At 48.2% G+C, this 22,026-nt stretch carries 34 protein-coding genes; 28 read left to right on the plus strand and 6 right to left on the minus strand.

Annotated features, from left to right (window positions below; translation table 11 throughout):
- Nucleotides 1-203: 203 nt before the first annotated feature.
- Nucleotides 204-1,289, plus strand: coding sequence for a hypothetical protein (locus OLG56_RS05370; protein WP_023230750.1), 1,086 nt, complete (start codon nucleotides 204-206; stop codon nucleotides 1,287-1,289).
- A 19-nt stretch (nucleotides 1,290-1,308) separates the two neighbouring features.
- On the opposite strand, the gene OLG56_RS05375 is transcribed toward OLG56_RS05370, so the two are convergent.
- Complete coding sequence (locus OLG56_RS05375; RefSeq protein ID WP_023230749.1) at nucleotides 1,309-2,337, minus strand: site-specific integrase; 1,029 nt, start codon at nucleotides 2,335-2,337, stop codon at nucleotides 1,309-1,311.
- A gap of 1 nt (nucleotide 2,338) precedes the next feature.
- The gene (locus OLG56_RS05380; RefSeq protein WP_052929430.1) at nucleotides 2,339-2,971 is read right to left on the minus strand and encodes a phage repressor protein CI; all 633 of its coding nucleotides are present in this window, start codon (nucleotides 2,969-2,971) and stop codon (nucleotides 2,339-2,341) included.
- Between the two features lie 119 nt (nucleotides 2,972-3,090).
- Between OLG56_RS05380 and OLG56_RS05385 the strand changes: the two genes are divergently transcribed.
- From OLG56_RS05385 to OLG56_RS05445, 13 genes are all read left to right on the plus strand, one after another.
- Nucleotides 3,091-3,333, plus strand: a complete 243-nt coding sequence (locus OLG56_RS05385; RefSeq protein WP_000102105.1) for a Rha family transcriptional regulator — start codon at nucleotides 3,091-3,093, stop codon at nucleotides 3,331-3,333.
- A gap of 33 nt (nucleotides 3,334-3,366) precedes the next feature.
- The gene (locus OLG56_RS05390; protein ID WP_000460848.1) at nucleotides 3,367-3,876 is read left to right on the plus strand and encodes a phage regulatory CII family protein; all 510 of its coding nucleotides are present in this window, start codon (nucleotides 3,367-3,369) and stop codon (nucleotides 3,874-3,876) included.
- Between the two features lie 7 nt (nucleotides 3,877-3,883).
- Nucleotides 3,884-4,084: a phage filamentation protein Fil family protein gene (locus OLG56_RS05395; protein WP_000956190.1), complete on the plus strand. Its 201-nt coding sequence runs from the start codon at nucleotides 3,884-3,886 to the stop codon at nucleotides 4,082-4,084.
- Entirely contained in the window at nucleotides 4,048-4,389 is a 342-nt protein-coding gene (locus OLG56_RS05400; RefSeq protein ID WP_000963474.1) for a DUF5347 domain-containing protein, read from the plus strand. The genes OLG56_RS05395 and OLG56_RS05400 overlap by 37 nt, the downstream gene beginning before the upstream one ends.
- A 67-nt stretch (nucleotides 4,390-4,456) precedes the next feature.
- Nucleotides 4,457-4,690, plus strand: a complete 234-nt coding sequence (locus OLG56_RS05405) for a DUF2732 family protein (protein WP_001244219.1) — start codon at nucleotides 4,457-4,459, stop codon at nucleotides 4,688-4,690.
- Nucleotides 4,690-4,917 (plus strand): TraR/DksA family transcriptional regulator, encoded by a 228-nt coding sequence (locus tag OLG56_RS05410; RefSeq protein ID WP_000752613.1) that lies wholly within the window; start codon nucleotides 4,690-4,692, stop codon nucleotides 4,915-4,917. Before OLG56_RS05405 ends, OLG56_RS05410 begins: the two co-directional genes overlap by 1 nt.
- Entirely contained in the window at nucleotides 4,914-5,771 is an 858-nt protein-coding gene (locus OLG56_RS05415; protein ID WP_000104186.1) for a DNA adenine methylase, read from the plus strand. Before OLG56_RS05410 ends, OLG56_RS05415 begins: the two co-directional genes overlap by 4 nt.
- Nucleotides 5,768-8,182 carry a replication endonuclease gene (locus OLG56_RS05420; protein ID WP_079962202.1) on the plus strand — a complete coding sequence of 805 codons (2,415 nt, stop codon included), beginning with the start codon at nucleotides 5,768-5,770 and terminating at the stop codon, nucleotides 8,180-8,182. Before OLG56_RS05415 ends, OLG56_RS05420 begins: the two co-directional genes overlap by 4 nt.
- A gap of 153 nt (nucleotides 8,183-8,335) precedes the next feature.
- The gene (locus tag OLG56_RS05425) at nucleotides 8,336-8,524 is read left to right on the plus strand and encodes a hypothetical protein (protein WP_023230747.1); all 189 of its coding nucleotides are present in this window, start codon (nucleotides 8,336-8,338) and stop codon (nucleotides 8,522-8,524) included.
- Between the two features lie 10 nt (nucleotides 8,525-8,534).
- Nucleotides 8,535-8,768 carry a DinI-like family protein gene (locus OLG56_RS05430; protein WP_001217575.1) on the plus strand — a complete coding sequence of 78 codons (234 nt, stop codon included), beginning with the start codon at nucleotides 8,535-8,537 and terminating at the stop codon, nucleotides 8,766-8,768.
- A gap of 396 nt (nucleotides 8,769-9,164) precedes the next feature.
- On the plus strand, nucleotides 9,165-9,635 hold the full coding sequence (locus tag OLG56_RS05435; protein WP_024144839.1) for a hypothetical protein: 471 nt from the start codon (nucleotides 9,165-9,167) through the stop codon (nucleotides 9,633-9,635).
- 3 nt (nucleotides 9,636-9,638) lie between these two features.
- Nucleotides 9,639-10,220: a hypothetical protein gene (locus tag OLG56_RS05440; protein WP_024144838.1), complete on the plus strand. Its 582-nt coding sequence runs from the start codon at nucleotides 9,639-9,641 to the stop codon at nucleotides 10,218-10,220.
- Nucleotides 10,198-10,569, plus strand: a complete 372-nt coding sequence (locus tag OLG56_RS05445; protein ID WP_023226820.1) for an ASCH domain-containing protein — start codon at nucleotides 10,198-10,200, stop codon at nucleotides 10,567-10,569. Before OLG56_RS05440 ends, OLG56_RS05445 begins: the two co-directional genes overlap by 23 nt.
- Here OLG56_RS05445 and OLG56_RS05450 read toward each other — a convergent pair.
- Complete coding sequence (locus OLG56_RS05450) at nucleotides 10,564-11,055, minus strand: AAA family ATPase (RefSeq protein WP_023230746.1); 492 nt, start codon at nucleotides 11,053-11,055, stop codon at nucleotides 10,564-10,566. The genes OLG56_RS05445 and OLG56_RS05450 overlap by 6 nt on opposite strands.
- 120 nt (nucleotides 11,056-11,175) lie before the next feature.
- Between OLG56_RS05450 and OLG56_RS05455 the strand changes: the two genes are divergently transcribed.
- Both OLG56_RS05455 and OLG56_RS05460 read left to right on the plus strand, forming a co-directional pair.
- Complete coding sequence (locus OLG56_RS05455) at nucleotides 11,176-11,553, plus strand: ASCH domain-containing protein (RefSeq protein ID WP_023230745.1); 378 nt, start codon at nucleotides 11,176-11,178, stop codon at nucleotides 11,551-11,553.
- Between the two features lie 11 nt (nucleotides 11,554-11,564).
- Nucleotides 11,565-12,356 (plus strand): putative phage abortive infection protein, encoded by a 792-nt coding sequence (locus tag OLG56_RS05460; RefSeq protein WP_023135804.1) that lies wholly within the window; start codon nucleotides 11,565-11,567, stop codon nucleotides 12,354-12,356.
- Here OLG56_RS05460 and OLG56_RS05465 read toward each other — a convergent pair.
- Together OLG56_RS05465 and OLG56_RS05470 are read right to left on the minus strand one after the other, a co-directional pair.
- Nucleotides 12,353-13,396, minus strand: a complete 1,044-nt coding sequence (locus tag OLG56_RS05465) for a phage portal protein (protein ID WP_023230744.1) — start codon at nucleotides 13,394-13,396, stop codon at nucleotides 12,353-12,355. The two genes, OLG56_RS05460 and OLG56_RS05465, sit on opposite strands and share 4 nt — an antisense overlap.
- A complete protein-coding gene (locus tag OLG56_RS05470) occupies nucleotides 13,396-15,162 on the minus strand; it encodes a terminase ATPase subunit family protein (protein WP_023230743.1) in 1,767 nt (588 codons plus the stop codon). Before OLG56_RS05470 ends, OLG56_RS05465 begins: the two co-directional genes overlap by 1 nt.
- A 142-nt stretch (nucleotides 15,163-15,304) precedes the next feature.
- On the opposite strand from OLG56_RS05470, the gene OLG56_RS05475 reads away from it, so the two are divergent.
- The 12 genes from OLG56_RS05475 (at nucleotide 15,305) to OLG56_RS05530 (ending at nucleotide 21,116) form a co-directional block, all read left to right on the plus strand.
- Nucleotides 15,305-16,138 carry a GPO family capsid scaffolding protein gene (locus OLG56_RS05475; RefSeq protein WP_079962205.1) on the plus strand — a complete coding sequence of 278 codons (834 nt, stop codon included), beginning with the start codon at nucleotides 15,305-15,307 and terminating at the stop codon, nucleotides 16,136-16,138.
- 16 nt (nucleotides 16,139-16,154) lie between these two features.
- Entirely contained in the window at nucleotides 16,155-17,219 is a 1,065-nt protein-coding gene (locus OLG56_RS05480) for a phage major capsid protein, P2 family (protein WP_023230741.1), read from the plus strand.
- Between the two features lie 3 nt (nucleotides 17,220-17,222).
- The gene (gpM, locus tag OLG56_RS05485) at nucleotides 17,223-17,873 is read left to right on the plus strand and encodes a phage terminase small subunit (protein WP_000059172.1); all 651 of its coding nucleotides are present in this window, start codon (nucleotides 17,223-17,225) and stop codon (nucleotides 17,871-17,873) included.
- Nucleotides 17,874-17,966: 93 nt separating this feature from the next.
- Nucleotides 17,967-18,431, plus strand: a complete 465-nt coding sequence (locus tag OLG56_RS05490; RefSeq protein ID WP_001528530.1) for a head completion/stabilization protein — start codon at nucleotides 17,967-17,969, stop codon at nucleotides 18,429-18,431.
- A complete protein-coding gene (locus tag OLG56_RS05495; protein ID WP_000868175.1) occupies nucleotides 18,431-18,634 on the plus strand; it encodes a tail protein X in 204 nt (67 codons plus the stop codon). The genes OLG56_RS05490 and OLG56_RS05495 overlap by 1 nt, the downstream gene beginning before the upstream one ends.
- Before the next feature lie 3 nt (nucleotides 18,635-18,637).
- Nucleotides 18,638-18,853, plus strand: coding sequence for an HP1 family phage holin (locus OLG56_RS05500; RefSeq protein ID WP_000171568.1), 216 nt, complete (start codon nucleotides 18,638-18,640; stop codon nucleotides 18,851-18,853).
- Nucleotides 18,834-19,343, plus strand: coding sequence for a lysozyme (locus tag OLG56_RS05505; RefSeq protein WP_023230739.1), 510 nt, complete (start codon nucleotides 18,834-18,836; stop codon nucleotides 19,341-19,343). The genes OLG56_RS05500 and OLG56_RS05505 overlap by 20 nt, the downstream gene beginning before the upstream one ends.
- A gap of 4 nt (nucleotides 19,344-19,347) precedes the next feature.
- Complete coding sequence (locus tag OLG56_RS05510) at nucleotides 19,348-19,725, plus strand: DNZ54_00345 family protein (RefSeq protein WP_023230738.1); 378 nt, start codon at nucleotides 19,348-19,350, stop codon at nucleotides 19,723-19,725.
- On the plus strand, nucleotides 19,722-20,150 hold the full coding sequence (lysB, locus tag OLG56_RS05515; RefSeq protein WP_024133383.1) for an Rz-like lysis system protein LysB: 429 nt from the start codon (nucleotides 19,722-19,724) through the stop codon (nucleotides 20,148-20,150). Before OLG56_RS05510 ends, lysB begins: the two co-directional genes overlap by 4 nt.
- Nucleotides 20,035-20,283 carry an Rz1-like lysis system protein LysC gene (lysC, locus tag OLG56_RS05520; RefSeq protein ID WP_223149275.1) on the plus strand — a complete coding sequence of 83 codons (249 nt, stop codon included), beginning with the start codon at nucleotides 20,035-20,037 and terminating at the stop codon, nucleotides 20,281-20,283. Before lysB ends, lysC begins: the two co-directional genes overlap by 116 nt.
- Nucleotides 20,246-20,677 (plus strand): phage tail protein, encoded by a 432-nt coding sequence (locus OLG56_RS05525; protein ID WP_001039961.1) that lies wholly within the window; start codon nucleotides 20,246-20,248, stop codon nucleotides 20,675-20,677. The genes lysC and OLG56_RS05525 overlap by 38 nt, the downstream gene beginning before the upstream one ends.
- Nucleotides 20,670-21,116: a phage virion morphogenesis protein gene (locus tag OLG56_RS05530; RefSeq protein ID WP_207011542.1), complete on the plus strand. Its 447-nt coding sequence runs from the start codon at nucleotides 20,670-20,672 to the stop codon at nucleotides 21,114-21,116. The genes OLG56_RS05525 and OLG56_RS05530 overlap by 8 nt, the downstream gene beginning before the upstream one ends.
- 1 nt (nucleotide 21,117) lies before the next feature.
- Here the strand turns inward: OLG56_RS05530 and OLG56_RS05535 are convergent, their stop codons facing one another.
- Nucleotides 21,118-21,969: a hypothetical protein gene (locus tag OLG56_RS05535; protein WP_079962207.1), complete on the minus strand. Its 852-nt coding sequence runs from the start codon at nucleotides 21,967-21,969 to the stop codon at nucleotides 21,118-21,120.
- Nucleotides 21,970-22,026 lie beyond the last annotated feature (57 nt).

Raw genomic sequence — 22,026 nt, forward strand, 5'->3', positions numbered from 1 at the left:
TCCGAAATTCCTACATACCATTTTAACCATAACAAAAACAGTATTTTACTATCAAAAACAGAGATTTAGTTTTACTTGATGTTTGTCCATTTTATAAGTTTTTAATGGTCTGCCGCCAATTTGCCGCCAAAAGCATCGTATGATAATGTTACTAACATTCATGAATGCAAACGTATACATAACAAAAATAGAAGAGATTTTAAATGTCTATAACGAAATTCAGCCGAGTTCAGCGAGAAGCTATCTGGAAAGCATATGGTAAAAGATGCTTTTATACTGATGAAGTACTTTTACTTGATAGTTTTGATATTGAGCATATAATTCCTGAAAATATTTTAGAACGACCAGATGAATGGATTGAACTTAAAAAAGAACTGGGGTTAGACGACGGTTTTGATATAAATGGATACGAAAATTTAGTTCCAGCCAGGCGAAGGATAAATGGTAATAAAGGGGCGACGGTTTTACCTAAACGGGCGTTAATGTATTTTCTTTCTTTCTCTATGGAAAAGAAAAAAATTGTTGAGACCTTTGTTGAGGACTTTGAAAAGCAATCTGGCATTGAAAAAGCAAGGCACTTAATAGCTAAGGCACTTGAGTGCAATGAAGTGACAAAAAATGATGTTGTAAACTTTGCGGATCAAGCTCGTTTTGGTTTTACTGAAATATCAAAAAATATATTAGCACAGTACCCAGAGTTAGAGTTTGATTTGTTCAATGCTGAAGTGTTGAGTGAATTTAGAAAGAAGGCTATATCTGATCCTGTGACATTGGTTGACAGTTCTGGGAATGAGTTAATTGTTTCAACATGTGAAGAGTATTCATCATGTATCAACAAGGGTTATGCAGAAAAGAATAATTATGATATCAAAATGGCTTCAAAGTTAAGGTGCATTTCATCACTTATTAATTTTATTTCTGCTGCAGGCGCTCCTTCTAAAAGTCTTATCCATCAACTTGGGCTTTGTGATATATCAATGATGTGTGCTTCTATGTTTCCAGATCTTTCTGGAGAATGTAATTATAAGAATAAATATAAAACCTATCAGGGGTTGGTTTCAAATGGCAACGCAAAAATTATGTCAATCGGGACGGGATTTATACATATTGAAAATAATTTGATGGGGCAATATATTGTTGAGGTTTGTCGTGGATGCTTTGATGATAAAAAATATGAGCAAATGCTTGTTTTTGAGTATTCATATGCGATAGAAGGTACTTTTTCATATGCTAATGCAAGGCTTATTTCAAGATTGCGGAAAACAAGTAAAATGGCTTTTGTAGATTAATATTTAGAGTTAAAGGAGTTTAAAAATTACTACGGTAGAGATAGCGTAACGGGTTCTTGCTCACAGCATCTTCAAGATGTTCTGGGGCGAAATGAGCGTAAACCATTGTCATTTTAATATCTGAATGTCCAAGAATATCGCGCAGAACCAGAATATTCCCGCCATTCATCATAAAATGACTGGCGAATGTATGACGAAGCACGTGGGTGCATTGGCCCTCTGGTAGCTCGATGCCTGCTCGCTTTACTGCTCGTTCAAAGGCTTTTCTGCACGGGGTGAATAGATTCCCTCTGTTCTTGGGGAGTTCGTCATACAGTTCTTGAGATATCGGCACGGTACGGTTTTTCTTACCCTTTGTCTTGGTATAAGTGATGCGGTATTTAGATAACTGATGGCCCTGCAGGTTTTCGGCTTCACTCCAGCGTGCGCCGGTTGCCAGGCATATTTTTGCAATCAAAAGCAGACTGGGGTTTTGAGAATCAGCGCAGGCATCTAGCAGACGTTTAATTTCTTCCGAGGTCAGGAACGCCAGTTCCCCCTCAGCGATTTTAAATGTTGGCAGCCCGGCGAGAGGATTTGGTGCTGACCAGTGGCCTAGTTTTTTCAATGTGCCGAAAACCGATGATAGGTTACGTTGCTCAAGATTCACCGTGCGTGGTTTTACTGGCGACATTAGTGTGCCGTCTTCGTTACGAACGTCACCTTTTAACCGTGCTTCGCGGTATTTCGTAAAGTCACCGGCTGTCAGTTCTGAGGCGATGGGGTCGCCTAGACCATTACAGATAATTCTAAGTTTCGCCATGAGGCGCTTGGGGTCTGCGAGTGTCTGACCATACAGGGAATACCAAAGCTCAATTAATTCTGATAGGCGTCGCCGATCATCCTTTTCACCCAACCACGGTTTTTTATTCACTTCTTCCATTGTGAAGCTTTCAAAAGCAATGGCTTCGCCTTTCGTAGCAAATTGCTTACGCACGCGCTTGCCATTGCGTCCATTGGGATAGCACTCACACAACCATTTTCCGTTCGGCTGTTTTCTGATGGTCATATCAAAGGCTCTTAATGATTTTCAGTGCGCGGCCCAATACCTCAATGTCATCCAGGCCGCACTCAAACGATGAATCATCCTGATGTACAACTAATCTGTTTCCCGGGAGTCGTGTCAATTTAACAATGCTTTTTATCCCGTCGATGTCCACTAACCACATACCATTTACTGGTGGCGTTTGGTTGCGATCTATTAAATAAGAATCACCAGAAGTAGTCACCAGCAGCAGGTTGCTTGAATCTGAGGGGAGTATGCTGCTATCAATGATTGCTTTTCCCGCATCGATCAATAAACCACCGTTGAGAGTTGCCTTGTCAATTTCAGGAGATACTAGTTCAGAAAGAGGTATAACCTTGTTGGAGTTCACGAAATTGATATTTTTTTTAGGTTCAATTTTTGAACCTGGCTCCCCCTGTCCGGTGGTTAGCCACAGTAAAGAAACTCCTGTTTCCAAGGCGCACTGAATCACCCACTCTGCAGGAAAACTATCTCTTAAGTATCTGTTTGCCATGGTGCTTTTTGATGCGCCTAAGTGATCGCAAAGTTGCTGCCTGGACTTGAAATCGTAGGCTGCCATTAGTCTATGGATAGCCTCTCTTCCCCCTGTATTCTCTCCAGCTTTTACCTGTATCATTTTTTAATCCTATTGACGTATCAAATATTGGATCGTAGTATCTCGATGTATTAAATATTGAACCAAATAAAACAAGATAAAACGACGTAAACCAAACCTTAATCGAGAGATACTGCACTATGAGCACTGATATTTCAATTCGTGTACCAAAAGAGATGGCTACGCCTGCAGAGTTCGCAGAGTGGGAGGGCATTTCCCGTGGCTCTGTTTACCAAAAAATTCACCATGGTCAACTTGCTAAGTACATGGTCAAGAAAGAAAAAAACAAAGGCCGCGTAAGCCTGCGTTATCTGATGTACAAAACCGATCAGGTCCGTGAATCCCTCGGTCATTCCAACTTCCGAGTCATTGTTGGTAAGTAAGTTCAATTATGGGAACTTTCTAAGGGGGGCACCATGTTTGATTACAAGATTTCCAAACATCCGCATTTCGATGAAGCCTGTAGGGCTTTTGCACTGCGCCACAACCTGGTGCAACTGGCAGAACGTGCAGGCATGAATGTGCAGATTCTGCGGAACAAGCTGAACCCAGCTCAACCTCATTTATTAACTGCACCAGAAATCTGGTTGCTTACCGATCTGACTGAAGATTCAACGCTGGTAGATGGTTTTCTGGCTCAGATTCACTGCCTGCCATGTGTACCGATTAATGAGGTGGCAAAAGAGAAACTGCCACATTACGTCATGAGTGCAACCGCAGAGATCGGGCGTGTTGCTGCAGGTGCGGTATCTGGCGATGTAAAAACCAGTGCAGGTCGTCGTGATGCTATCAGCAGCATTAACTCTGTAACACGACTGATGGCGCTGGCTGCTGTTTCATTGCAGGCCCGTTTACAGGCTAACCCTGCGATGGCGAGTGCAGTTGATACCGTGACTGGCCTCGGTGCTTCATTCGGTTTGCTGTGAGGTGCTTATGCTGACGAAAGAACCATCATTTGCATCGCTGCTGGTAAAACAAAGTCCGGCAATGCACTACGGTCACGGCTGGATAATGGGTAAGGATGGTAAACGCTGGCATCCGTGCCGTTCACAAGATGAATTGCTGGCAGAACTATCAACGAAAAAACGGGGGAACAAATGGCTATTGAAGGCGCTGCGGCGACTGTTCCATTAAGCCCCGGCGAACGCCTGAATGGACTTAATCACATTGCGGAATTAAGGGCGAAAGTTTTTGGCCTTAATATTGAGTCAGAGCTTGAGCGGTTTATTAAAGATATGCGTAATCCACGGGATATCAATAATGAACAAAATAAACGGGCACTGGCTGCCATATTCTTTATGGCAAAAATTCCAGCTGAACGTCATAGCATCAGCATTAATGAGCTGACCACTGATGAAAAGCGGGAGTTGATTAAAGCAATGAATCATTTTCGTGCAGTGGTGAGCTTATTTCCAAGACGGCTAACCATGCCGAATTAACCAACTAATGAAATTAATGGCGTAAACCCGCCGGGCATCCCTTTATCTAAATTCAGGAGAATTGATGATGCGTAATATTGAAACCCTCACGACCAAAGCCGGACCGGATGACGCAGGGCTTAATATTTTACTGACAGAGGCTCGTCTGGAAGAACGCCGGGCAAGGGCTGAAGCAATGGCAGCTCGCCTTGATAGCCTGGCGTGTCATATCACATCCCGCCAGCTAAACCACGTCGAAGCGGCAGAGCTGCTGCGTGTGACTGCTGAAGCAATCCAGAACGAAGCGCAGGAGATCCACTAATGGCTGATGCAATGGATCTCGTACAACAGCGCGTTGAAGAAGAACGTCAGCGTCATATCCGTGCTGCCCGTGCCAAAACGCCGGGCGTGTCCCGCGTGCTTTGCATTGAGTGTGAAGCACCAATTCCGCCAGCACGACGCCGCGCCATTCCGGGTGTGCAGCTTTGCATTACTTGCCAAGAAATCGCAGAGCTGAAAGGCAAACATTACAACGGAGGTGCTGTATGAGCACCATCCTGAAATGGGCGGGTAATAAAACTACCATTATGTCCGAACTGAAAAAACATCTTCCTGCTGGCCCGCGACTGGTTGAACCTTTCGCGGGTTCCTGTGCTGTGATGATGGAGACGGATTACCCCAGTTATCTTGTTGCGGATATTAATCCTGATTTAATCAACCTCTATAAAAAGGTTGCTGCTGATTGTGAATCGTTTATATCTCGCGCCAGAGTTTTATTTGAGATCGCAAACAGGGAGGTGGCTTATTACAACATAAGGCAGGAGTTTAATTACTCAACTGAAATTACTGATTTCATGAAAGCGGTATATTTCCTGTATCTCAATCGTCACGGTTACCGTGGTTTATGTCGCTATAACAAGAGCGGGCATTTCAACATTCCCTACGGTAATTATAAAAATCCGTATTTCCCTGAAAAAGAAATTCGCGCATTTGCAGAAAAGGCCCAGCGAGCAACGTTTATCTGCGCCAGCTTTGATGAAACGCTGGCGATGTTGAAGGCGGGGGATGTGGTGTATTGCGATCCGCCGTATGACGGTACGTTTTCCGGCTATCACACTGATGGTTTCACTGAAGATGACCAGTATCACCTGGCATCCGTTCTTGAACATCGGTCATCAGAAGGACATCCGGTCATTGTTTCTAACAGTGACACATCCCTGATCCGTTCGCTGTATCGCAATTTTACTCACCACTACATCAAGGCAAAACGCAGCATCGGCGTAGCAGCTGGTGAGAGTAAATCTGCAACAGAAATCATCGCTGTTTCTGGGGCACGCTGCTGGGTGGGATTTGATCCTTCGCGTGGCGTGGATAGTTCTGCCGTGTACGGAGTGCGTGCATGAGCCATGCTGATATGAACAACTGCAGCGGCTTTAACGAGGCCGTCGCAGCATTCTCATGGAACAGCCCGAAAAAGGCTATTAACCCTTATCTGGACCCGGCGGAAGTTGCGCCGGTTTCTGCGCTTTCAAACCTGATCACTCTGTACGCTGCCGATAACGAGCAGGAACAACTGCGCCGCGAGGCACTGAGTGATCAGGTCTGGGAGCGTTATTTCTTTAATGAATCCCGTGATCCTGTCCAGCGCGAAATGGAGCAGGATAAGCTCATTAGCCGGGCAAAGCTGGCGCATGAGCAGCAGCGTTTTAATCCGGACATGGTCATACTGGCGGACGTTAACGCCCAGCCTTCCCATATCAGCAAGCCGCTGATGCAACGTATTGAATACTTCAGCAGCCTGGGCAGGCCAAAGGCTTATTCCCGCTATTTGCGTGAGACGATTAAGCCATGTCTGGAACGACTGGAGCATGTACGCGACAGTCAGCTATCCACTTCTTTTCGCTTTATGGCAAGCCATGAAGGGCTGGACGGCCTGCTGATCTTGCCTGAAATGAGTCAGGATCAGGTGAAACGCCTGTCTACTCTTGTCGCTGCGCATATGAGTATGTGTCTTGATGCCGCTTGTGGTGATTTGTATGCCACCGATGATGTTAAGCCAGAAGAAATCCGCAAGACATGGGAAAAGGTGGCAGCAGAAACCCTGCGACTGGATGTCATACCGCCTGCGTTTGAGCAACTCCGCCGGAAAAGAAACCGCCGTAAACCCGTGCCCTATGAACTCATTCCGGGTTCGCTGGCGCGTATGTTGTGCGCCGATTGGTGGTACCGGAAATTATGGAAGATGCGTTGCGAATGGCGGGAAGAGCAGTTGCGTGCTGTTTGCCTGGTCAGCAAAAAAGCATCTCCCTATGTCAGCTATGAAGTCGTGATGCATAAACGTGAGCAGCGCCGTAAGTCGCTGGAGTTTTTCCGTTCTCATGAACTGGTGAACGAAGACGGCGACACGCTGGACATGGAGGATGTGGTAAACGCCAGCAGCAGCAACCCTGCGCATCGCCGCAATGAGATGATGGCCTGTGTTAAAGGTCTGGAGCTTATCGCGGAAATGCGCGGTGACTGCGCCGTTTTCTACACCATCACCTGTCCGTCACGTTTCCATTCCACGCTAAATAACGGCAGGCCCAACCCGACCTGGACAAATGCGACGGTAAGACAAAGCAGTGATTATCTGGTCGGCATGTTTGCTGCATTTCGTAAGGCGATGCACAAAGCCGGATTGCGCTGGTATGGCGTGCGGGTGGCTGAGCCGCATCATGACGGCACAGTTCACTGGCACCTGTTGTGTTTCATGCGCAAAAAAGACCGCCGCGCCATTACTGCATTGTTGCGTAAGTTTGCTATCCGTGAAGACCGCGAGGAGCTGGGTAATAACACGGGGCCACGCTTTAAGTCTGAGCTGATAAACCCGCGCAAAGGAACGCCGACTAGCTACATCGCGAAATACATCAGTAAGAACATTGACGGGCGTGGTCTGGCTGGCGAGATCAGCAAGGAAACGGGTAAATCTCTGCGTGATAACGCTGAATACGTTAATGCCTGGGCGTCTCTGCATCGTGTTCAGCAATTCCGCTTCTTTGGCATTCCGGGGCGTCAGGCTTACCGTGAACTGCGATTGCTGGCTGGTCAGGCGGCAAGGCAACAGGGTGACAAAAAAGCAGGTGCGCCGGTACTGGATAACCCGCGCCTTGATGCCATTCTGGCTGCAGCTGATGCTGGTTGTTTTGCCACCTACATCATGAAGCAGGGCGGCGTACTGGTTCCCCGTAAATATCACCTCATCAGAACCGCTTATGAAATCAACGAAGAGCCGACCGCCTATGGCGATCACGGCATTCGTATTTATGGCATCTGGTCACCCATTGCAGAGGGTAAGATCTGCACTCATGCAGTGAAGTGGAAAATGGTTCGTAAGGCCGTTGACGTTCAGGAGGCGGCAGCCGACCAGGGCGCTTGCGCCCCTTGGACTCGTGGCAATAACTGTCCCTTTGCTGAAAATTTGAACCAACAAGGGAAAGACAAATCAGCTGATAGGGATACCAGAACGGACATTATCCGCATGGATGACAAGGAGTTGCACGATTACCTGCACAGTATGAGCAAAAAAGAGCGCCGGGAACTGGCTGCAAGGTTACGCCTGGTGAAACCGAAACGGCGTAAAGACTACAAACAGCGAATTACAGACCATCAGCGACAGCAGCTCGTCTATGAACTGAAGTCCAGAGGATTTGATGGCAGCGAGAAAGAGGTCGATTTACTCCTTCGCGGCGGCAGTATTCCGTCAGGAGCAGGCCTGCGTATCTTCTATCGGAACCAGCGTTTGCAGGAAGATGATAAGTGGCGAAACCTGTATTAATTACGCGGATTAACAATTCGTGCTCTTAATAATACCAGGCATATCAGGCTGATGAACGTAAAAAAACGTTTTACATCAGTAAGATTATTATATACTGTAAATATAAACAGTGATTATTTATACAGTATCACTTGTGGTGTCATAGGAGGAAAGATGCAGGACTATTTTTTGGAGTCTTTGAAGCTCCAGCGCATTGATTTTTTTCTTAAGCTTGTAGCGGCTAGTGAGTGTAGTGATGAAGAGAAGGGCCTGGCTCTGCAGTGGGTTTCTGAACTGACTGATGAACTCATGGCAAAAATCAGAACCTACGAATACAACCGCTCAATGGATGTCATCAGCTGAGGTGACTTTTATGCGCATTGAAATAATGATCGATAAAGAGCAGAAGATTAGCCAGTCTACCCTGGACGCCCTTGAATCCGAGCTTTACCGCAATCTGCGCCCCCTGTATCCCAAAACGGTAATTCGCATTCGCAAAGGTAGCTCTAACGGTGTGGAACTAACCGGATTGCAACTGGACGAAGAAAGAAAACAAGTGATGAAAATTATGCAGAAGGTGTGGGAAGACGACAGCTGGCTGCATTAAGAAACGTTGCTGGCGTCTGAACTTGCTTCTGGCGTCAGCAAGGTTGAACAACGAGCTGTGCGAGGCGTTAGCTCTGTGGTGCATGTCTATGCCGCATGAGATCGCATGATCGTTTGAGGATCGTTTTTGCTAAGGCCCGCCAGAACTGGCGGGCTTTTGCGTGGATCATGCACCTGCATGAAAACCACTACATAAAGCGGGCAGGCGTGGCGGGGATACGAGCGCGCGCTGATAGGGTAATCGTCAAAACAGGCATCAGCTAGGTTGAGTGGTAGCGGTGCTTAAGTTTGCTCGTTGTTTGATAGAGCTTAATGTATGTAATTGCCTACAGCTGTGGTTATCTATTAACATGTAAGGATAAGGTCACTTGCTCGCTGCTATTAGAAGAGGAACTGGATGTCTATCGAGGAAAAATTTTTTAGTGATATCGATTTAAATGATCCGTTTTTTAACAGCTTAAGAGCTGATTATGAAGGATTTGATGTTTGGTTTCTCTCAAAAGGTAAAAATAAGGCGTTTGTATCACGTAATGAATTAGGTGAAATCGATGGCTTTCTCTATTTGAAAATAGAAGATGAAGAGTTGAGTGATATGACTCCAACGTTTCCAAAAATGAAGCGAGTAAAACTTGGCACATTTAAAATCGATGCTCATGGAACCAAACTTGGAGAGCGTTTTATTAGGATTATGTTTCAATTTGCTATGAGAAACAAACTAAAAGAAGTATATGTTACTATATTTGATAAGCATTCAGGATTAATTCGCTTATTAACTAAATATGGTTTTGTTTTAAAGGCGAGGAAAAATCTTTCTACGATTAATGGGCAAGAAGGTGTATACTTTAAAAACTTGGTATGGAAGGAGTAAAAAATGAGCTATGCTAATTATCCCTTAGTCAAATTGCAGGGGAGGAATTATTTATTAAGTATTTATCCTGCATGGCATACACGTCTTTTCCCTGAGTCAAAACTCCACAATGAGAGTGCAGGTATCATCGCTGATATATCACATACCAACAGTATTGAAAAAGTATACTTAACAAAAATGCATGGGGTAGCCAGCCTAAAGCCTGGAGATAATTTGCTTATTTATCGTACTTCAGATGGACAAGGTCCTGCTCGGTTTAGATCTGTTGCAACTTCAGTGTGTGTGGTTCAAGAAATTAAAGATATTCACGATTTCTCAACTTATGAGGAATTTAAGAATTACTGTGGACCTTATAGCGTTTTTGATGAAGATGAGTTACAGCTTCTATATATGAAAAAAAATTATCCAATAATTATACGGTTTACTTATAATTTCCCTTTAGAAAAAAGGGTCATTCGTGATGAAATCATGAATATTACAGGTTATACCAATAGTGATTATTGGGGTTTTTTACCACTAACTGATTCAGCATTTAAGCAGATCGTTTTACAGGGAGGTGTTGATGAAAGTTTTATTATCGATTAAGCCAGAGTATGCAGAGAGTATACTTTCGGGTAAAAAAAAATATGAGTTTCGGAAAAGTATTTTTAGAAATAAAAATGTTGATACGATAGTTATTTACGCAACGATGCCGGTTGGCAAAGTAATAGGTGAGTTTAAAGTAGGAGATATTCTTGCTCTATCCCCTTCAGAATTGTGGGATAAAACAAAAGCTCATGCAGGAATAACACATTCTTTTTTTAAAGATTATTTCCATCAAAGAGAAAAGGCTTTTGCGATTTCCATCAAAAACCCTAAAAGATATAAATTCCCTGTCGACTTAAATGAGTTGATTCCCGGCGGCGTCGCCCCACAGTCTTATCGTTATTTATAATGTTGTCTGGGCATGTTTCTTAACCATGCCCAGCTTTTCTAGGGCAATAGATAGATCGTCTGTTGTTGGGGATTCTAAGATAATTAATGGTACATTGATTTTATTTGTGACATATTTTACGTTTTCTCTTTCAGCTTCCATTAGCTTATTTAAATCATAAGTAATATCACGCCCATCTCGTTTCATTATTCGTTCTCTAATTGTCTCGGACGACTCCTCAACTAAAATTACTCCATCTAGACCCATTTTCTCAAATACTTCTTGCTTGAGAACTTCACTATCTCCATTTTTATTTATTAAGATAAAATGATCACCCAATAAAATATTGGACACATTTGACTTTAATGCATTAAGTGCCGTTAGTAATATTGTTTGGTTTTTATCAGGTGTGGCCGTTAACTTACTGTTATCAAATTTAATATTGAAATTATTTTTTATAAGTTCGCTTGCACTTACATGAGTTACCCCGAAATCATCATTTTGCAAATGAGCACAAGTAACCTTTGCCTACACCATGAACACCTGCTATGAGAATTAACATAGTATTACCTCCGTTTATTTATTTATGTTAGAATGTTATAGCCTTAGCATAGTAGAGGATAGAGCATGAAGTTTCAAGCTATATCGATTTTGACTCCAGCGGTAGAAAATATTATAAATGGTTCTAAATCTATCGAAATACGGTCGTGGTATCCTGAAACGATGCCCTTAAAAAACGTCATTCTTGTTCAGAATGATAAATACCTTAAAAATCAAAGCGATATTGATCATGGGATGGCTATGGCTATTGTCGATTTTGTTTCAGTTAGAAATTGGTCATATGAGGATTACTTAAAACAAAACCAAGAAACTACTCTTAATAAGCCTTGGTCTTCAGGTTATTATGTGTGGGAAATTAAAAATGTTAGAATTTTAAAAAAATCTGTTCCTTGTGTGGCGAGGAAAGGTATTTATACAATAGATTTAAATATGGATTATGTATAAGGTATTGTGAGATGTGTGATGCCATTCTTCGAAATATTAAGCGTTATGCCATTATTTATTCACTGTTGTTTTTAGCTGTTATTTTAATGCTGATAGTGTTTGTTAGCTATGTTTGTAAATTTGGAATGTATTCATGGAGTGATTCTGTAGAGAAATGGGGACAGTTTGGCGATTATATCGGTGGTGTACTGAATCCTGCACTGGCCTTTATCTCTATCATGCTTGTTTGTTTTACACTATATTCTACATCTAGGCAGTCATCTATTCAGTCATTCGAGTCTGTGTTATTTGAGTTACTAAGGTTTCATAAAGATAACTTATCAGAAATTAAAACAACTTATTCAGACGGAAAAGTGTATGTAGGACGGGAGGCTCTTTCATTATACATTACCGAAGTGAAGTTTAACCTACTTAATATTGTGGATGATTCACTTCCTTTGGATGAAAGGTTAGAGCTTTCAGTTAATATGGTTTATCTGGAAGGTGACAATTTTGCGAATGTGGGACATTATTTCAGGAATATTTACCATATTTTTAAACATATTAATGACTCTAACTATTTGACTGAGAAAGAAAAAACTAAGTATGCGAAATTAGTTAGAGCACAAATATCTTCTATAGAATCTGGCGCGATGCTATTAAATGGTTTTTCATCGGTAGGAAAGCCTGCCAAGAAATTTATTGAAAAATATTCTCTCCTTCAGGGGTTTAGTTTAAGTAAGGGATTCAAGCAGCAATTACATGATTTAGGTGCCTTAAAATTATACGATGACGTTGCTTATGAGGATAAAAAAGGGCATTAAATGCCCTTATCTTGGTCAAGGATGTAGTCATTAAATGACACAATATTTTTATTTATCCATGTGTTTAGCTCAATTAGTCTTTTCTGCAAAGGAACTAACTCGTTTCTGACAAAAACCTTCGCGGCTTTTTCCACATCCCCAAACCCCCCAACATTATTCGGCATAACCCCCATCATCTGGGGGGGCACACGATGTGCAGCCATCATGTCATCCCGACTCACATTCTTAATGTTCAGAAATTCATCCTTCGCCGCGACTTCTGACAACGGGATAATCTGAATGCCGTCCTTTTTTCCGTTCGGTGAGTACATGAACAAGTTGCGGAAGTTGCCTGGTCCCTTAGCACTTTTCATCGCTTGGCGGATATTGTTGACGTCCTCCTGGTTCTGTGCGGCATCGGTCATGTACATGATAAAGCCCGCATGGCTGCCGTTAATGTAATACTTGCGGCGGAACAGCGTGGCGGACTCGTTGAGCAGGGCGGATGGAATAGCAGAAAGATAGCCGGGCAGGCCGTAGATCTCCTGATTAATATCCGGTTCCATCAGGTGAAAAATGCTGCCTTTAGTGAACTGATACGGTTGCGTGGTCATGCCGTATTGCACAAACCAGTAGGTATCCAGGTCTAACCCGCGTCGGGTGTATTTTGCCAGCGCAGGTTCAAGGGCGATAACTTCACCGAAGCGGTTCGTGCGTTTCTCCAGGTAGGCGTTACCAAATACCAGATAGTCCTGCACAAAACGTGAAAAAGCCTGCTGGCTAAGCAGCGGGTGAGGGATGTAGGTACTGGTTAGAATGTTGCACTTTACTGCAATCGGGGAGCTGTGATGCACGGCGGCTCGGAAGGTTCGTGCCAGTCCGTCAAAACTAACGGGCGGCTCATACCAGCGATCTGTCTGTACGCATTCCACATAGTCCAGTAGTTCGCGGCGATCCAGTACTGGAATAGGATCGCCAAAGCTGAATGCTTCGGCTGAAGTTTGGCTTTTATGCTGGATCTGGTTCGTCGATGCAGCACGGTTCTTCTTACTCTTTCCCATCAAAAAATCTCCACAATATTGCTGGTATTGGCGGACTCGCCCTGCAGCGGTTCGTTAAACAGTGCGTGCATTGTTGCCCAAGCCAGATCGGCATGGCTGGCTTCTTCGCTGCGGCTGGCTTCATAGGTCGGGCGGTTGCCGCTGGCGGTGGTGGCGCGGCGGATAGCCATAAAGGACTGCGCAATGTCGGTGTGCCCGGCGTCAAACTCCAGACGGCGGTGGCTGATAATGTCGTACGCTTTGAGTACCAGGGCGTTTTTAACATTGGGGTTGTAGACAAACTCCCGGACAGCGGGAAAGAACGCTTTTACGTTCTCGTAAACGCCGTGCCCGACACCGGTCGAGTCGATGCCGATATAGGTCACGTTGTACTGCTGCGTCAGTTTCTTGATGGCGTCAGCCTGGGCGCGGAAGTCCATCCCGCGCCACTGGTGACGTTCAAGAATGCGGAACTTCCCGCCCGGTACAGTTGGCGGTGCCACCACCACGCATCCGGCGCTGTCGCCGTTCTGCGTGCCTTTCGCCGGGTCATATCCGATCCAGACTTCGCGCCAGCCAAACGGGCGCAGCGCCAGAGCCTGAAAATCGGTCCAGACTTCCCAGCTGTCCACCATGCACGCCTGCAGTTCGCTGAGCGGGAATACTGACGCCAGATCGTCAATAAATTCGCACATCAGCAGGTTCTGGTATTCGTCCGGGCTGTACTCCATGCGCAGCTGGTCGAGGTCGAACAGGTTACAGCCGCCGCGCACCGCATCCTCCACGGTGACGATCTGGCGGTACTGTCCGTCAGGGCAGAGCAGGCCGCGCGCAAGGTTGCTGTGGGTCAGGTCAATATCCACCTTGTCCGCTTTGGCACGGCCCCGGTTAAACAGCGCGCCGGACCAGAACGGATAGGCACTGTGGGTCAGGCTGGACGGCGTGGAGAAGTAGGTTTGTCGCCATTTCTTGTGAATGGCCATACCGGAGGCAACCTTGCGCAGCTCCTGGAATTTCGGTATCCAGAAATATTCATCAAGGTACAGATTGCCGTGGTAGCTCTGCGCCGTGCGGGCGTTGGTGCCGAGGAAGTACAGGCACGCGCCGTTGCTGAGCGTCATCGGGTCGCCTTTCAGCTCAACATCCACCTCTTTTGCAAAATCGATGATGTACTGCTTAAAGACGTGCGCCTGCGCCTTACTGGCTGAGAGGAAGATCTGGTTGCGCCCGGTGGCGATGGCATCAATCAGCGCTTCGCGGGCAAAAAAGTATGTTGCCCCAATCTGACGTGATTTAAGCAGGTTGCGAATGCGGTGTTTTACGCCTGCCTGCCACCAGTGGCGCTGATATTCAAACATGCCGTTGCGGAAGATTTCTTCCAGCTTTTCGGTCTGTTCATCGGTGAAAACATTCTTTTCGGGCTGGCGGCGCGGCCCTTTGTTACGGTTGGCAACTTTCGGGTTTAAGTCTGCTTCGTTGCCGCCATCGTTAAATTTACCGATCCGGGCGTGGCGCTCTGACTGGCGCGCCAGCAGGTCAATTTCCTTGAAGTCTTTCCCTTCTTTCTGCTCCTTCATAATGAGCTGGCAGTAACGTGCGGCGGTGGTGAGCTGCATCTGATCCAGCGGCCCATAGTCGCCCCACTTGTCGCGCTTCTTCCAGCTGTGAACGGTTGCAACTTTCTCGCCCAGCATTTCAGCAATGCGGGCTACGCGGTATCCCTGAAAGTACAGCAGCATGGCCTGCCGACGGGGATCGAGGTCTGCGGGGGTCAGTGTCGTGTTCATGGCCCAAACATACGGCCTTGGATGGAGGCTTTCCCCGGCTGCGGTTTGTGTGGTTTACCGTACAAATACAGCGCGTTGTCTCACTCCCCCCATCACCGCAAACATAAGGCTCCAGTAAGTTATTTCTAACGGAGCACGGCTCATGACAGTGAAAGCAAAGCGTTTCCGTATCGGGGTGGAAGGTGCCACCACTGACGGGCGCGAAATCCAGCGTGAATGGCTGGAACAGATGGCAGCCAGCTACAACCCGGCGGTGTATACCGCGCTGATTAACCTTGAGCACATCAAGTCTTATCTGCCGGACAGCACCTTTAACCGCTACGGCAAGGTGACGGCGCTGTTTGCTGAAGAAATCACGGAAGGTCCACTGGCAGGCAAGATGGCGCTGTATGCCGACGTTGAGCCAACGGAGTCCTTGGTGGAACTGGTGAAAAAAGGCCAGAAATTATTCACATCTATGGAAGTCAGCCCTAAGTTTGCCGACACCGGCAAAGCCTACCTGGTCGGCCTGGCTGCCACTGATGATCCCGCCAGTCTGGGCACTGAAATGCTGACATTCAGCGCCAGCGCCGAGCATAACCCGCTGGCGAACCGTAAGCAGAATCCCGAAAACCTGTTTTCGGAAGCTGTCGAAACGCTGATCGAACTGGAAGAGGTCCAGGACGAAAAGCCGTCCCTCTTTGCCCGCGTCACGGCGCTGTTCACCAAAAAAGAGCAGACCGACGATGCGAGATTTTCTGATGTGCATAAAGCCGTGGAGCTGGTCGCCTCCGAGCAGCAGAACCTGAGCGAGCGCACTGATAAATCCCTGTCCGAACAGGACAAGCGCCTTTCTGAGCTGGAGTCCTCCCTGCAGGAACAGCTGGCCGCCTTTGCCGAGCTTGAGCAGAAGCTTAGCAGCGAAGACAGCCGTAAAGACTACCGCCAGCGCGCGCCGGGCGGTGACGCACCGGCAGGCACCCTGACCAATTGCTGATGGAGCATAAAACCCGATGAAAAAGAAAACCCGCTTTGCCTTTAACGCTTACCTGCAGCAGTTGGCGCGCCTGAACAGTGTGGAGGTTGAAGAACTCTCCAGCAAGTTTACCGTGGAGCCGTCCGTGCAGCAGACGCTGGAAGACCAGATCCAGCAGTCCGCCGCTTTCCTGACGCTGATTAACATCACGCCGGTCACTGAACAGTCAGGACAGTTGCTGGGGCTGGGCGTTGGCAGCACCATTGCCGGAACCACCGATACCACCACCAAAGAGCGCGAGCCTACCGATCCGACGCTGATGGAAGACGTGGAATACAAATGCGAACAGACCAACTTTGATACGGTGCTGACCTACGCAAAACTGGACCTGTGGGCCAAGTTCCAAGACTTCCAGGTGCGTATCCGCAACGCCATCGTCAAGCGTCAGGCGCTGGATCGCATCATGATCGGCTTTAACGGCGTGAAGCGCGCCAAAACCTCCAACCGTGCTGAAAACCCGCTGCTGCAGGACGTCAATAAAGGCTGGTTACAGAAAATCCGCGAAGACGCGCCGGATCATGTTATGGGCAGTAAAACCGCAGAAGACGGCACCACTACTGCGGAGCCGGTAAAAGTAGGTCCGGGTGGTAAGTATGTAAACCTTGACGCTGTGGTGATGGATGCCGTCAACGAGCTGATCGATGTGGAGTATCAGGATGATGACGAGCTGGTTGTTGTCTGTGGTCGTGAACTCCTGTCTGACAAGTATTTCCCGCTGGTCAACAAAGAGCAGGAAAACAGTGAAAAACTGGCTGCCGATATGATCATCAGTCAGAAACGTATGGGCGGCCTGCAGGCCGTGCGTGCGCCTTATTTTCCGGCAAATGCCCTGCTGATCACCCGTCTGGATAACCTGTCCATCTACTGGCAGGAAGATACCCGCCGCCGTTCTGTTATCGACAACCCGAAACGTGACCGGATTGAAAACTTTGAATCCGTCAACGAGGCGTATGTGGTCGAGGACTACCGCTGCGCGGCGCTGGTAGAAAACATCGAAATCGGTGATTTCAGCGCGCCTGCCGCACCGGAAGGTGGGGAATAACGCATGAGCCTGAGTCCCGCACGGCAGCACCGCCTGCGCATTCAGGCCGAACAGGCCGCCCGTGAGGGCGGCAGTGTTCGCCATGCGTCGGGCTATGACCTGATGCTGCTGCAGCTGGCAGAAGACCGCCGCCGCCTCAAGGGCGTCCAGTCCACGGTGAAAAAGGCGGAAATCAAGGTGGAGCTGCTGCCGAAATATTCCGCCTGGGCGGAGGGCGTGCTGGCTGCCGGAGGTGCGCAGCAGGATGACGTGCTGATGTACGTGATGCTGTGGCGTATCGATGCCGGTGATTATGCCGGTGCGCTGGAAATCGGGCGTCATGCGCTGCGCCATGGCTGGGTGATGCCGCTGGGCAACCGTAACGTGCAGACCGTGCTGGCAGAAGAAATGGCAGACGCGGCGCAAGGCGCTCTGCTAGCCGCAGCCGGTTTTGATGCCGATCTGCTTTTGCAGACGCTGGACCTGACAACCGATCTGGATATGCCGGACCAGTCGCGGGCGCGTCTGCATAAAGCCATCGGCGCTGTACTGAGCGAAAGCAACCCGGCATCTGCCCTGAATCACCTTACCCATGCGCTGCAGCTCGATCCCCGCTGCGGTGTGAAAAAAGAAAAGCAGCAGCTGGAGCGCAGACTGCGCAATGACAGCCGCTAACGAACGTGCCCCGCGCACGGGCGGCACGGGGTGGCGAAAGGCACAGCCACATCAAAACTCCGTCCACCGCCCACTTATTCAGGAGAAAGCCGCATGAAGTTTGTTGCGCCAGAACAGGCACCGGAACAGGCGGAGGTCATCAAAAATACGCCGTTCTGGCCTGATGTGGACCTGTCGGAATTTCGCAGTGTGATGCGCACTGACGGCACGGTGACGCAGCCGCGTTTAAAGCAGGTCGTGCTGACGGCAATTTCTGAAGTTAACGCTGAGCTGTTCGACTTCCGCAACCGTCAGCAGATGCTGGGCTGGCGGACACTTGCTGAGGTTCCCGCAGAAATGCTGGACGGCAAAAGCGAGCGTATCCGGCACTACCACAACGCCGTTTTTTGCTGGGCGCGCGCCGTGCTCAATGAGCGTTATCAGGACTATGATGCCACGGCGTCAGGCGTGAAGCGAGGGGAGGAGCTGGCGGAGGCCAGCGGCGATCTGTGGCGTGATGCCCGCTGGGCCATCAGCCGGGTGCAGGATGCGCCGCACTGTACAGTGGAGCTTATCTGATGAAAGTGCGTGCGCATCAGTATGACACGGTCGACGCGCTTTGCTGGCGTCATTACGGGCGCACGCAGGGTGTCACGGAGCAGGTACTGAAGGCAAATCCGGGGCTTGCCGAATACGGCCCCTTTTTACCGCACGGGCTGCAGGTGGAGCTGCCGGACATTCCGACAACCACCACCGTGCAGACCGTCCAGCTATGGGACTGAATTATGACGCTTGAGCGAATCAGCGCCTTTATCACGTATTGCATCGCCGTCGTGCTGGCCTGGCTGGGCGATTTGTCTATCAAGGATGCCTCAACGCTGGGCGGCCTGATGATCGGTGTGCTGATGCTGGCTATCAACTGGTACTACAAACACAAAGCCTACCAGCTTCTGCGCGACGGGCAGATCTCGCGGGAGGACTATGAATCCATCAATCGTTAAACGCTGCCTTGTCGGGGCCGTGCTGGCTATTGCTGCCACGCTGCCGGGGTTTCAGCAGCTTCACACCTCCGTGGAGGGGCTGAAACTGATTGCCGATTACGAAGGCTGTCGTCTGCAGCCGTATCGGTGCAGCGCGGGTGTCTGGACCGACGGCATTGGTAATACGTCGGGCGTCATTCCGGGTAAAACCATTACGGAACGACAGGCAGCGGAAGGGCTGATCTCCAACGTGCTACGTGTGGAGCGGGCGTTGGAAAGATGTGTGAAGCAACAGCCGCCGCAAAAGGTGTATGACTCGGTGGTGTCGTTTGCCTTCAACGTGGGAACGGGTAATGCCTGCAGTTCCACGCTGGTGAAATTGCTCAATCAGCGGCGCTGGGCGGATGCGTGCCGACAGTTGCCGCGCTGGGTGTATGTAAAAGGTGTGTTTAATCAGGGGCTGGATAACCGCCGTGCTCGGGAGATGGCCTGGTGCTTAAAAGGAGTATAACGGAATGAAAAAGAAAGTCATGAGCGTTTTTTTTCAGCTGGCATGGGCTGCGCTGTTGGTTATCAGCCTGCTGTATCCGCGCAGCGGTGCGCCGGTTCTGGTTGGTGCGTCTGTCTGGGTGTCATGCTTCCTCGCCTGGCTGCTTGCTGCGCTGTGCGCTGTCGGGTGGTTCGCCGGAGATCGGGCGCGCGAGGAGGTCAGGGCGGCATTAATCAAATTCAGGGCGCACCCCGTAAAACCCGTGCGTACATGGGCTATCAGACTGCTTATTGTTCTGTGCCTGGCGTTTTCTGGATGGGTGAGCACCCTGGTGTTTTACCTGCTGACGCTGGTTTTGTATCAGATTGCCCGCTCGCAGCTTCATGAGCCGATGGCGGCCTGATGCGTGCGCTGGCGGTAGTGCTGGCGCTGGCACTTGCGGCGCTGGGCTGGCAGTCGTGGCGGTTAAACAATGCCAGCCACACCATCGAAACGCAGGGCGCGGCGCTGAAAAGCAAAACGCAGGAGCTGACGAAGAAAAACAGCCAGCTGATCGGCCTGTCCATTCTGACCGAAACCAACAGCCGGGAGCAGACGCGGCTTTATGCGGCAGCGGAACAGACCACCGCACTGCTGCGAAGCCGTCAGCGCCGGATCGAGGAACTGAAACGTGAAAACGAGGATTTGCGCCGCTGGGCTGACACTCCTTTGCCTGCTGACATTATCCGGCTGCGGGAGCGTCCGGCCCTCGCCGGAGGTGCAGCTTACCGTGAGTGGCTGTCCCAGAGTGACGCAGTGCCGCCTGGAAAGGTCAGCGCCGAGCAGTAACGGCGATCTGAATGCGGTGCTGGATGAAACCGAGGCCGCCTGGGCGGTCTGTGCTGACAAAGTGGACACAATTATTGCGTGTCAGGAGCGAGACAGTGAACAAACCGCAGTCCTTACGCAGCGCCCTGAATAAAGCGGTTGCCTATGTCCGGGACAACCCGGACAAGCTGCACCTTTTCGTTGATAACGGCTCACTGGTGGCAACAGGAGCCAGTTCCATGTCATGGGAATACCGCTACACCCTGAACGTGGTGATCGAGGATTTCAGCGGCGACCAGAATCTGCTGATGGCCCCAGTCCTGCTGTGGCTCAGTACCAGCCAGCCGGACGCCATCAACAACCCGGATCTACGCGAAAAACTGTTCACCTTTGAAGTGGATATTCTGCGAAACGATGTGTGCGATATCAGCATGAACCTGCAACTGACTGAGCGTGTGCTGGTCAGCACTGACGGCAGCGTATCGAGCGTTGAAGCGGTGCCGGAGCCGGACGAACCCGAAGAAATGTGGACGGTGAAACGTGGATGAGCTGCAGAAGGTGGATGACTGGCTGACGGCGCTGCTGGCGAATCTGGAGCCTGCCGCACGCAACCGTATGATGCGGCAACTGGCGCAACAGTTGCGCCGGACGCAGCAGCAGAACATCAGGCTGCAGCGTAATCCCGACGGCAGCGGCTATGAACTACGCCGGGTGACGGCCCGCAGCAAGAAGGGGCGCATCAAACGCCAGATGTTTGCAAAACTTCGCACCACTAAATACCTGAAAACAGCAGCCAGTGCGGACTCCGCCGGTGTGCAGTTTGACGGCAAGGTGCAGCGTATTGCCCGTGTTCACCATTACGGCCTGCGCGATCGCGTCAGCCGTAAAGGCCCGGAGGTCCGCTACGCAGAGCGCCGCCTGCTGGGCGTGAATGATGAGGTGGGATCAGTCACTCACGACATTTTGTTTCATTGGTTATCAGTGTGAGTTAATGAAATGGATGTCTGTAATCACTAAAGTCCCAATTGATTGAGGTGTCATTGAATCCAGCTTCTTTTAAAATGACCAGACAGTTTAATCTTTTAAATTGTGAATAAAAATCTTTGAGTGCAAAACTGATTAATTGAGAGCCTCTTTTCATTGGCATGGTTTGGAATTGACCATTATGAAATAATGCGTTCCTTAAACTGCAGTAAATATCAAGTGAAATCTCATGATGTTTGTTATTTTGTTGCTTGACATTAAACCCATGCTTTGTGAGATAACGGTACATGATCGGTGCAATATTAGATTTGAAGTCATTTTCACGCTCGCGGACTAATGACTCAAGACCAGAGAAAAGTAAGTAGTATGATACATCAAGATAATTCACTGGATTGGAAAAAACTAATACGTTCTTATGAAGCATAGTTGTAAATGGACGATCTTCAGCAATGACTATTTTATTAATGGCAAGTTCGATAAAGTAGCGTCTGGAGTTTTTAGAAAAACTATCCTCAAGGAGAACTTCACCTGAACTTGATAAATTAATGTTAGGAATTATATTCCTAGGGTAATTGTCAGAAAGGTTATTTTTATTTTCTTTATCATGCAGTTGATATTTAATGAGCGCGGGTCTTTGTTCTATAAAACTTAGGATTTTTTCCAAATGGAATATAAGGTCAGTTACTTCATTTCTATCTGGAACGTCAAGCTCAAGGAAAGCAGTAAGATACAGTTTATCTTTATCTTGGCGATGTTTTTTTAATTTAAATAAGCTTGTTTCTACGGGGTACATTGTCCCGAACGAAAAATGAGTTACTTTCGTTAAGGTAAAACCATAAATACCAATAGTAAACATTCAATCTCCGTTTTGTATCTTCATCCATACAATCTTCATCGCATTGTCAGACCATTT

Source organism: Salmonella sp. 2018103 (genome assembly GCF_026247685.1).
In the GTDB taxonomy this organism is placed as follows: domain Bacteria; phylum Pseudomonadota; class Gammaproteobacteria; order Enterobacterales; family Enterobacteriaceae; genus Salmonella; species Salmonella enterica.